General features: G+C 70.8%; 10 protein-coding genes. 3 read left to right on the plus strand and 7 right to left on the minus strand.

Annotated features, from left to right (window positions below; genetic code table 11):
• Positions 1 to 2: 2 nt before the first annotated feature.
• The 7 genes from VNO22_00465 to VNO22_00495 all read right to left on the minus strand — a co-directional run bounded on the left by VNO22_00465 (position 3) and on the right by VNO22_00495 (position 7,911).
• Positions 3 to 1,241 (minus strand): histidinol-phosphatase, encoded by a 1,239-nt coding sequence (locus tag VNO22_00465; GenBank protein HXG59820.1) that lies wholly within the window; start codon positions 1,239 to 1,241, stop codon positions 3 to 5.
• Positions 1,242 to 1,284: 43 nt separating this feature from the next.
• Positions 1,285 to 2,418 (minus strand): amidohydrolase family protein, encoded by a 1,134-nt coding sequence (locus tag VNO22_00470; protein HXG59821.1) that lies wholly within the window; start codon positions 2,416 to 2,418, stop codon positions 1,285 to 1,287.
• A complete protein-coding gene (locus VNO22_00475; protein ID HXG59822.1) occupies positions 2,415 to 3,440 on the minus strand; it encodes a Gfo/Idh/MocA family oxidoreductase in 1,026 nt (341 codons plus the stop codon). Before VNO22_00475 ends, VNO22_00470 begins: the two co-directional genes overlap by 4 nt.
• Positions 3,437 to 4,294 (minus strand): sugar phosphate isomerase/epimerase family protein, encoded by an 858-nt coding sequence (locus tag VNO22_00480; protein HXG59823.1) that lies wholly within the window; start codon positions 4,292 to 4,294, stop codon positions 3,437 to 3,439. Before VNO22_00480 ends, VNO22_00475 begins: the two co-directional genes overlap by 4 nt.
• Before the next feature lie 4 nt (positions 4,295 to 4,298).
• Entirely contained in the window at positions 4,299 to 5,921 is a 1,623-nt protein-coding gene (locus VNO22_00485) for a serine/threonine-protein kinase (protein ID HXG59824.1), read from the minus strand.
• Positions 5,922 to 6,104: 183 nt separating this feature from the next.
• Positions 6,105 to 7,217, minus strand: coding sequence for an MraY family glycosyltransferase (locus tag VNO22_00490; protein ID HXG59825.1), 1,113 nt, complete (start codon positions 7,215 to 7,217; stop codon positions 6,105 to 6,107).
• Complete coding sequence (locus tag VNO22_00495) at positions 7,201 to 7,911, minus strand: WbqC family protein (GenBank protein HXG59826.1); 711 nt, start codon at positions 7,909 to 7,911, stop codon at positions 7,201 to 7,203. Before VNO22_00495 ends, VNO22_00490 begins: the two co-directional genes overlap by 17 nt.
• A gap of 93 nt (positions 7,912 to 8,004) precedes the next feature.
• Between VNO22_00495 and VNO22_00500 the strand changes: the two genes are divergently transcribed.
• From VNO22_00500 to VNO22_00510, 3 genes are all read left to right on the plus strand, one after another.
• A complete protein-coding gene (locus VNO22_00500; protein HXG59827.1) occupies positions 8,005 to 8,946 on the plus strand; it encodes a UDP-glucuronic acid decarboxylase family protein in 942 nt (313 codons plus the stop codon).
• 100 nt (positions 8,947 to 9,046) lie between these two features.
• Entirely contained in the window at positions 9,047 to 9,310 is a 264-nt protein-coding gene (locus VNO22_00505; protein HXG59828.1) for a hypothetical protein, read from the plus strand.
• A gap of 72 nt (positions 9,311 to 9,382) precedes the next feature.
• On the plus strand, positions 9,383 to 9,914 hold a 532-nt coding region (locus VNO22_00510), incomplete at its 3' end, for a hypothetical protein (protein HXG59829.1).

The following is a 9,914-nucleotide window of genomic DNA, read 5'->3' on the forward strand; positions in this document are numbered from 1 at the left end:
CGCTACCGCGGCGCCAGACGCCGGACGACCACCGGCTGCACCCAGGCGGTTTCGAAATCCTCGGGAGCGTAGCCGTTCGGGTGCCGGCGGCTGGAGACGACGGTGGCCCGCACGTAAAGCTCATCCCCCCGGAACGCGTACGAGGGCGACGGTCCCTCCGCTTCGGCGAGCACCTCGCCGGGGGGACCCGCCCGCCCTTCCACGATCCGCGTCCCGATGAAGCGCGTCACGTAGGTCACCCCTTCCTCGGCGCGGATCCGCACGCTCAGGCGCCGCGGCTCCGCCACGACGTCCTCCAGCGTCACGCCGCTCGAGGCGTAGAAGTCCCCGGCGCTCATCGCCCGGAGGATCGCCTCCGGGGTCAGCGCTTCCGCGCGCACCCAGATCCAGCCGCGCCCGGGAGTGGACGTCCGCGCCTCCGGAGCCCCGTAATAGTTGTGCGCGTCGTCCGTGGCCAGGGCGTAGAGGACGTCTCCCCCGATCTCGGCCAGCCGCCGCGTCAGAACGTAGTCCCAGATGGCCTCGGTCCCCGGATGTTCGGCGTCCCCGTAATTGCGCACCCCCCGGTGGCCGTTATAGACCTCGAAGAAGCGCTCTCCCTTCACGCGCGCGATGTCCTCGGCGCGGATCGCCCAGTGGAAATTCGGATGGTTGAGGTGCACCAGCACGGGTTTGCCGCTCCTTCGGGCCGCCTCCTCCACGGCCCGGATCGTCCGTTCCATCACGTCCTGCACGGACGTCCCTCCCGGAGGCCGGATCAGCTCCGTGTGATTCATCGAGTTGTGATGAATCGGAAGCTTCTCGAAGGTGTCGGAGATCTCTTCGCCGGGAATGAAGAGGAATTGATCCTTCTCCTCGAAGGCGGCCCGGAGCTCGGCCAGCGTGCGGAGGCGGATCTCGCGGATCTCCCCCGTGTCCCGAAGGGTCACCGCGCCGGCGCCGAACCGCTCGACGAGCTTTTGCAGCCGCTCCGGCGCCAGTTCCCGCCGGCCTGTCCCGATCTTCCTCCAGGCCTCCCCTTCCTGCACCACGTTGTGGTCGGAAAGAACGAGGAAATGATAACCGTGGGACTTGTACCAGTCGGCGGCGACCTCGGGCGGCGCGTCTCCGTCGCTCCAGAGCGTATGGGTATGGGTGTTCCCCTTGTACCAGCGCCGCTCGACGGGCGTTCCGGCCGCCCAAGGCAACGCCACAAACGAAACCAGAACGAGCACGAAGAGCGGCCGCGCGATCTCCCGCATGGGTCTTCCCTCCGCTATGGAACACCCGCCGCCGGCGGGCCGCTCAGTCCGCCGCGAAAACCCGGCGGCCCCCCTTCCAGGTCTCCCGCACCTCGAGCCGCCCATCGCGCTCTTCCAGCAGAACGACGTCCGCCGGGGCCCCCTTCCAGAGCCCCAAGTGCGCCGGAAGCCCGAGCACCTGCGCGGGCCGGGTGGACGCCATCTCCCAGGCCTCGCCCAGAGGGCACAGCCCGCGCCGCACCAGGTGCTCCACCCCCGCCCGCAGCATCTGCGCCGATCCCGCCAGAAGCGCCGGCTGGTCCGCCAAATGGAGGCGGCCCTCGGGCGTCAGGACGACCCGGCCGCCCACGGGCGTCCGGTACTCGCCCGGCGCCAGCCCCGCCAGATGCACCGCGTCGCTCACCAGCATCGCCCGACCCGCTTTGGCGCGCAGGACGACCTTGAGCACCGAATCCGGCAGATGAAAGCCGTCCGCGATGACGCACGCCGCCAGATCGTCCAGCGCGAGCTGTTCCCACAGATAGTTGGGGTGTCGCGGAAGGGTCAGGTGGGCGCCGTTGCCCAGATGCGTGGACATCCGCGCCCCGGCCCGGGCGGCCTCCCGGATCTGCTCCGGCGTGGCCGCCGTGTGGCCGATCGAGACGATCACCCCCGCGGCGGCGAGGCGGCGGATGAAGTCCGCGGATCCCGGATATTCGGGAGACATCGTGACGATCCGGATCCGCCCTTCGGCCGCGCGCTGCCAGCGCTCGAAAAGATTCCAGTCCGGCGGGCGGACGAAAGCCCGATCATGCGCCCCCCGCGGGCCGTCCTCCGGGGAGATGAAGGGACCTTCCAGGTGGATCCCCGCGATGCCGGCCGCCGCGTCCGGATCCCGCGTGCAGGCACGCGCCACGGCGCGGACCGCTTCTTCGATCGCCTCGGGGCTGCCGGTAATGATCGTCGGGCAGTAGGACGTCACGCCCTCCCGCCACAGCTCGCGGGTAACGCGCCCGGGAAGGTCCTCCGGAACCGGCAGCGCGTTGAAGTCCAGGCCCCGATACCCGTTGACCTGGAGATCCACGAATCCCGGTCCCACCCAGGGGCCCCCGGACCCGCCCCGCACGGACTCGATGCGGCCGTCCCGCACCCCCACGGAGATGCAGCGGCCGGTGCGGAAGTGGCGACCGCGGATCACGGAGCCTCCACCCTTTGCTCCCCTCCCCGAGCCGCCGACGCGTACAGCGCCTCGACCAGCGCCACCGCCCGGAATCCGTCCTCCGCGGTGACCGCCGGCGGACGTCCCCGTTCGATCGCCTCGAGCACGTCGCGGATCTGCGCCTGATGGAAACGATGATGGCTCAGCCGGGGGTCGCGCACGCCCGCGCTCGCCTCGCCCCCCGAGCGCGGCGGCTCGGGCGCCCCGGGCACCGTCCAGTGCGTAATCGAGGCGCCCTCCAGCCAGATCGTGCCCTTCTCCCCGTACAGCCGCAGCGCCGGCGCGAATCCCGGCTGCGCGCTCGTCGTGGCCATCACGGTTCCCCAGGCGCCGCTCTCAAAGCTCACGATTCCCAGGGCCAGGTCTTCCGCCTCCATCCGGTGGGTCTGCGTCGCCGTCCGACCGATCACCGACCGCGCCGGCCCCGCGAACCACAGCATGAGGTCCACCGAATGGATGCCCTGGTTCATGAGCGCTCCGCCGTCCTCGGCGATCGTGCCGCGCCAGTCCGCCGAATCGTAGTAGGCCTGCGTGCGGTAGTAGGGCACCGACGCCTCGACGAGAAGCAGGCGCCCCAGAAGTCCCGCCTCCAGCGCCCGCCGCACCGCCGCGTGCTGCTCCTCGAAGCGCCGTTGCGAGACCACCGAAAGGACCCGCCGGCGGGCGCGGGCTTCCTCGAGCATCCGGCGCGCCTCCGACGCGTTCATGGCCATGGGCTTCTCGACCAGGACGTGCTTCCCGGCCCCCAGGGCCTCCAGCGCGATCCGCGCGTGCGAGCCGCTGCTCGTGACGACGTCCACGAGATCCACTTCCGGGTCGCCCAGAAGCGCGCGGTAATCGGTCGTCCAGCGGCAGCCGAACCGTTCGCCCGCCGCGCGCGCCCGCGCTTCCGTGCGCGAGGAAACCCCCACCAGCCGCACCTCCGGAAGCTCCCGCAGCGCGGCCAGATGCTGCTCGGCGATCGATCCGCTTCCGACGACGGCCACCCCGCGCGCGCTCATCGCGCTCCCTCCAGGAGCCGCCGGAGCCCCTCCAGCGTCTCCTCCGTCCCCTGCATCGGCGTTCCCCCTTCCGGCGTGTACCGGGTCTCGAGCGTGTAGATCCCGCGGTACCCGTCCCGCTCCAGGGCCAGGATCTGATCCCTCAAGGGGGTGCGTCCCCGGCCGATCGGAACGCACCGCGGCTTTCCGTCCGGATCGAGGACCGCGTCCTTCAGATGGACGTGCGCCAGCAGCCCCCGGACGTGGGCGTACCCCTCGGGATACGCCGAGCGCCCCCCGTACGTCTCGTTGCCCGGATCCCAGAGGACGCGCATCGCGGGACTCCCCACCGCGCGGACGATCGCGGCGACCTCCTCGGCGTACCCGCCGTTGCAGGCGGTCTCGTTTTCCTGAAGCAGAAGCATCCCCTCCCGCTCGGCCGCCTGCGCCGCGCGGCGGAGATGCCCGACGATCTCGTCGAAATGGCGCGCGGGCTCCCGTTCCCGCCAGAACGAGAACACCCGGATCCGGCGGGTGCCGAGCGCCCGGGCGATCCGCATCGTGCGCGGAAGCTTCTCGAAGTGCGCGGCCAGATCCTCCTCCTGGCTGCCGAAGAGGTCGCCGCTCTGGACGGGCCGCGCGGGATCCAGCGCGCACTTGAACAGCGGCGAGGCGATCGCCGAAACCGCCAGGCCCCGGGACCGCACTTCCCGCGCCGCCCGCTCCACCTCGGCGTCCGACAGGTTCGAGACGTTCACGCCGTCCACCATCCGGACTTCCACGTGCCGGAACCCCCGGCGGACCGCCCAGTCCAGCGCTTCCGTGAAGCGGTCGGAAACTTCGTCCGTCAGAACGCTCAAGCGATCGAAGATCATGTCCCTATTTCTCCGCCTCGACGGCCTTTTCGGCGAGATACCAGTCCCCTTCCTGCCAGACCCAGTGAACCCGTCCGGACTGCGTGAAACGTTCCTGACGCCGTTCGTTGTACAGGACCGCGCGGTACCGGACGCTGGCCGTCTTGCGGTTCTCGATCTCGAGCCCCTCTTCGAGCACTTCGATCCGCTCGGGGCGCCCGGCCCATTCGTGAATCAGTCCCACCACGAAACCGAGCCACGCTCCCACGCCGCCTTCGCCGACCTTGCGCCGGACCTCCGGGCTGACGAAATCCTGGAGCCGATGCCCTTCCCCCCGTCGCAGCGTCTTGACGCGCTCGGCGAAGTCGCGCGTGCGCTCCAGGAGCCGCGCCCGGTGGAGGTCCCGTTCGCGCCGGTCGATCTCGGCGGCATTCTCGGGATAGCGCGCCCGGACGAGGTCCAGGCGGGCCAGCGCCGCGCCCGGCGCCCCTTTTCCTCCCGGCGCGGGAGCGAGGGCCTCCTCGATTTCGCGGTCTAAAGCCTTCCGGCGCAGCGCCTCCGCTTCGCGCCCGGCCCGCTCGGCCCATTCGGTGCCCGGGAAGCGCTGCGCGACCTCCTTGTAGCGGAGAATCCTTTCCGCCTCCGTCCGGGCGGCCCCCGCGGCGCGGAACGCGCGCTCCGCGGGGCCCGGTCCCAGGACCGCGAGGAAAAAGACCACCGCCACCAGCGCCGCCACCCCCACGCCCGCCCCCGCCAGGAGGAGCCGCCGGCGCCGCCGCGGCGTGAGGACCTTGTCCTCCGTCACCGTCACGAGCGTCCCTCCGCCGCCCCGCTTGATCCGGTCCACGGCCGCCACGACCTCATCGGCCGTCTGGAACCGGTCCTCCGGCCGCTTGGCCATGAGCTTCTCGACGAGGCTCTCGACTTCGGCCGGCACGTCCGGGACGATCGAGCGCAGGGGTTCCGGCCGCTCGTTCGGATCGGCATGCTTGAGGGCGATCGAGACGGCGCTGCCCGTTCCATAAGGCGGCCGTCCCGCCAGGAGCGCGTAGAGCGTCGCGCCGAGGGAATAGAGGTCCGACCGGCCGTCGATTCGTTCGCCGCGCGCCTGCTCCGGCGAGAGAAACTGGGGCGTCCCCACGATCTCGTCGGCGGCCGTGACGGTGGCGCCGGCGCCGACCTCGCGGGCCAGGCCGAAGTCGGTCACCATCACCCGGCTCTGGCGCGTGACGAGAATGTTGGACGGCTTGATGTCGCGGTGCACGAGGCCCAGGCGGTGGGCCGCGCCGAGGGCCTGCGCCACCTTCTTGGCGATCGCCAGGGCATCCCCCACGCTCAGCCTTCCCTTGCGGGCCAGAACCTTCTGAAGATCGGTCCCCTCGACGTAGGCCATGACGATGTAGTGGACGCCGTCGGCCGAGCCCGCGTCGAGAACGGGGACCACGTTCGGATGGTCGATGCGCGCGGCGGCGCGGGCCTCGCGGAGGAACCGCTGGACGGCCTCCGGATCGGCGGCGAAGCCCGCCGGAAGGACCTTGACGGCCACGTCCTTGTCGAGCGTCTCGTGGCGGGCCAGCCAGACGACGCCCATGCCGCCCTGCCCGAGCTTGCGCACCAGGCGGCAGCGGCCGAGCACCCGGTTTTCCATCCGGGTCGCGATTATAGCGCCGGGGCCGGGCCGGTCGAACCTTCTTCTTCCTCGAGCCGGCGGCGCAGCTCGCGCTTGCGGGCGCTGCGCGGCCCGTGGAGCTTGTCGATCACGCGCGAGGGCGGCGGCATGGGCGAGCGCGGCCGGACGACCCTGCGTTTCCTCTTCCGCCGGGCCATGGCGTCACGCATCGACCCCGGCGGCGGGGGCGGAAGGGGCCAGGGCGGAGCCGCGGGCGGGCGCCTCGTACACGGGGGCGCGGTCGAGGATCCAGCCGAGCGCTCCGAGAACCGCCGCGGACACGGCCAGGACCGGGAGATAGAGGCCCGGCCCCACTTCGGGACGGGCCAGGATCACGCCGAGGGCGCCGCCGACCATTCCGAAAAGATAGAGGACCAGGACCGCCTCCCGCGGGGAGAGCCCCAGCGCCATGAGACGATGGGCCAGATGGTCGCGCCCGCAGTAGACGATCGCCTGGAGGGGACCCCGGACGATGCCGCGGCGCACGCGGAGGATCGTGGTCAGGGTGATGTCGTAGAGCGGCACGCAGAGGATCGCGCAGGGAACGGCCACGGCCTTCACGGCGTCTCCGCGGGCCCAGCCGGCCTGGACCGTGAGCGCGGCCAGGAGGAACCCGAGGAGAAGCGATCCCGAATCCCCCAGGAAGATGCGGGCCGGCCGGAAGTTGTAACGGAGAAACCCCAGGCACGCGCCCAGGAGCGCCACGGCCACGTAGCTGACGCGCGGCTGTCCGTAAGGCTCCGTGTACCAGGCCACGTACAGGGTCCAGAGCGCCGCCACGGCCGCGACGCCCGTGGCGGCGCCGTCCGTGTTGTCGATCGAATTCATGGCGCTCGCGACGCCGGCCACCCAGAGAACCGTGAGGGCCAGATCGGCGGCGGGAACACCCGTCAGCGTGATGCGGACGCCGAAGCGGGCCAGAAGAAGGGTGGCCAGGACGAGCACCGCGAGCTTCGCCGGCGCCCACAAGGGCCGGAAGCTGTCGATCATGCCCAGGATCATGACCCCCAGCCCTCCGAGGACGATGGCCAGGATGTCCGTGTGGGCCGCGTAGTCGGGAAAACGCAGGATGGAAAAAAGTCCCGCCGCGAACGCCGCGTAGACGGCCAGGCCGCCGAGGATCGGAGTGGGTTCCCGGTGGGTCTTGTGTCCGTGGGGATGGTCCAGGGCGCCGAACCGCCGGCACAGGTGAATGACGAGGGGCGTCGCCAGGTCGGCCACGAACCAGGCCAGGACGAGCATCCAGAGCTGGGGGTAGTTAAGCTGCGCGATCACCGGCCAGCACCTGGCGGCTCCGGGGGCCGCAGTTGAAAAGCAGATCGATCGCCGAGAGGTCCGGGACGAAGTCGCCCGGCCAGCACTGCGGATACACGGGGCAGCGGAACTCCTGGAAGATCAGCCGCACGCCGGCGCGGGCGAAGGCTTCCGGATCGAGATAGTCCCGCCCGTGGACGCCGGAGAGGTAGGCGTCCGCGCCCGCGGCGCGGCACATGGCCAGGATGAGTTCGGTGGACTGGCCTTCGATCCCCAGATCCGAGGTCCGCTCGAGCGGCCGCCGCAGTCCGAAGAACTCGAACAGCGCCTCCAGGAAGGCGCAGGTGAGCTCGCAGAACCACTTCCACGGGCGCGCGTAGAGCTCGCGGAGGGGCTCCGCGTACTCCCGGAAATACGGGGCGCGCCGGTAATTCCACTCGATGGCTCTCCAGTGTTTGCGGGCCCAGGGGACGGAGGAATCGATTTCGGCGTCCCGGATCTTCTGGGTGTAGCGTCCCTTGGTGAGCACGGGAACCGAGAGCCAGTCCCATCCGCGCGGGGAGTTGGTGCGGATGCGGTTCCGGTGCATCCAGCCGAACGGGCCGCGCTTGACGAACTGGACGTTGTCCACGACGAGAAAACGATCCGCGCGGGCGACCTTGTCGAAGAAGCCCAGGTACGGCAGGTAGTTGGGCTGGTGCGCGGTCAGGATCATGGCGTCGGCGGTCCCGGAAAATATACCACACGCCGGCGGCCCTTCGAAAATACTGGCGGCAAGCGCTCGCCGCGTGTACTAAGATGTTCCGCCATGCGCGTTCTGGTGACCGGCGGGGCGGGGTTCCTGGGATCCCATCTCTGCGAAGCCCTCGTCGCCCGCGGCGACGAGGTCGTCTGCATGGACAACCTTCTGACGGGGCGGGAGGAGAATCTCGCGTCGCTGCGGGGGCACCCGCGCTTCTCCTTCGTGCGGCACGACGTGACGCGTCCGATCGAGCTTTCCGGAACGCTCGACGCGATCCTTCATTTCGCCTCGCCGGCCAGTCCCGCGGACTACCTGCGCCACGCCATCCACACGCTCAAGGTGGGCGCCCTGGGCACGCACCACGCGCTGGGCCTGGCGCGGGCCAAGGGGGCGGCGTTCCTCCTGGCCTCGACGAGCGAGGTCTACGGCGATCCGGAAGTGAGCCCGCAGCGCGAGGACTACTGGGGCCACGTCAATCCCGTGGGCCCGCGCGGGGTGTACGACGAGGCCAAGCGCTTCGCGGAGGCGATGACGATGGCCTACCGCCGGACCCACGGGGTCTCCACGCGGATCGCGCGGATCTTCAACACCTACGGGCCCCGCATGCGCGCGGACGACGGCCGCGCGGTCTGCGCGTTCGTCGCCCAGGCGCTCCGCGGCGAGGACCTCACCGTCTTCGGCGACGGGTCGCAGACGCGCAGCTTCTGCTACGTGGAGGATCTCGTGGACGGGATCCTGAGGCTCCTCGATTCGGGCGAGCCCGACCCCGTCAACCTGGGCAATCCGGACGAGGTGACCATCCTCGAGCTGGCGCGGGAGGTCCTGGAGCTGACGGGGTCCGGGTCCCGGATCGTGCACCGCCCGCTCCCGCAGGACGACCCGCGCCGCCGCCGCCCGGACATCACCCGGGCCAGAACGCTGCTCGGGTGGGAGCCGCGCACCCCGCGGCGCGAAGGACTGCTCCGGACGATCGAGTACTTCCGGCGCGAGCTTGCGCGAGGCGCGTGAGGGGTCCCTCGTTTTTTTCGCCGTTCCGGGCTGTTTGTATTGCTCCGGTCCCGGCGGACTCTATAATGAAGCGCGTGCCGCGTTCCAGGAGAGAAGAGCCATGAGCAAGAACGGAACGACGTCGGCCCGCCCGGAGCGGGAGCCCTTCGGCCGGGTGGCGATGCGGAAAGGCTACGTGACCGAGCAGCAGGTGCAGGACGCGCTGGCGCGGCAGAGGGACCTGGTCCACCAGGGGGTGCCCCACAAGCTCATCGGAATGATCATGCTCGAAATGGGCGCCCTGGACACCACCGAGCTCATCGAAGTTCTTCGCGAGATGAACGTCCCCGGCGCTCCCCGCACGGAGCGTCGGGTCGCGCCCTGAACGGCGGTCGGCGCGTTCGTCTTTTCCTCATCGCGTTGATTCCCGCCCTCCTCGTGTTATAATCCTCCCCCAATGCGGACTCTCCGTCCGGGACGCGCCGGTCTTTTTCTGGCCGCGCTGGGGGCCTGCGGGGGCCCTGCGGCCGCGCCGTCGGCGGAGCCGCTTCCTCCGGCGGGCCCGGCCCGCGGGGCGTCGGACGGCCGGATCGTGGCCTTTTGCGACGGCCGCCCCCTGACGTGGCGCGAAGTGGCGGAGAAGGCGCTCGAGCTCGACCTCGCCGGCGCGGTGGACCAGTATCTCCGCTGGCGCCTGGTGGAGGAACGCCGCGCGGCTCTGGGGATCGAGCACACGTCCCAGGAGCTTCGCCGGCGGGCCGAGGCGCTCGCCCGCCGCCTCCGGGAAACGCTTGAAGGGGGCGAGTCCGCCTACCGGCAGGAACTGGCGCGCCGGGGGCTCACGGAGGAGGACTACGTGCGTCGTCTGGCGGCCTCGCGCTTCCTGGCCGACCGGCTGACGCTGGAGAAAATCGTCCGCTACGAGCGGCTGACGGAGGGGGCGTTGGACATCGACCGCGCGATCTTCGAAGAGGCGGGGGAGGCCCGCC

The organism is Planctomycetota bacterium (assembly GCA_035574235.1).
In the GTDB taxonomy this organism is placed as follows: Bacteria; Planctomycetota; MHYJ01; order MHYJ01; family JACPRB01; genus DATLZA01.

What these genes read in the sequence shown, in the direction of transcription:
- VNO22_00465 (HXG59820.1), bottom strand. Translation starts at nt 1,241, where the DNA reads ATGCGGGAGATCGCGCGGCCGCTCTTCGTGCTCGTTCTGGTTTCGTTT.
- VNO22_00475 (HXG59822.1), bottom strand. Translation starts at nt 3,440, where the DNA reads ATGAGCGCGCGCGGGGTGGCCGTCGTCGGAAGCGGATCGATCGCCGAG.
- VNO22_00480 (HXG59823.1), bottom strand. Translation starts at nt 4,294, where the DNA reads ATGATCTTCGATCGCTTGAGCGTTCTGACGGACGAAGTTTCCGACCGC.
- VNO22_00485 (HXG59824.1), bottom strand. Translation starts at nt 5,921, where the DNA reads ATGGAAAACCGGGTGCTCGGCCGCTGCCGCCTGGTGCGCAAGCTCGGG.
- VNO22_00495 (HXG59826.1), bottom strand. Translation starts at nt 7,911, where the DNA reads ATGATCCTGACCGCGCACCAGCCCAACTACCTGCCGTACCTGGGCTTC.
- VNO22_00500 (HXG59827.1), top strand. Translation starts at nt 8,005, where the DNA reads ATGCGCGTTCTGGTGACCGGCGGGGCGGGGTTCCTGGGATCCCATCTC.
- VNO22_00505 (HXG59828.1), top strand. Translation starts at nt 9,047, where the DNA reads ATGAGCAAGAACGGAACGACGTCGGCCCGCCCGGAGCGGGAGCCCTTC.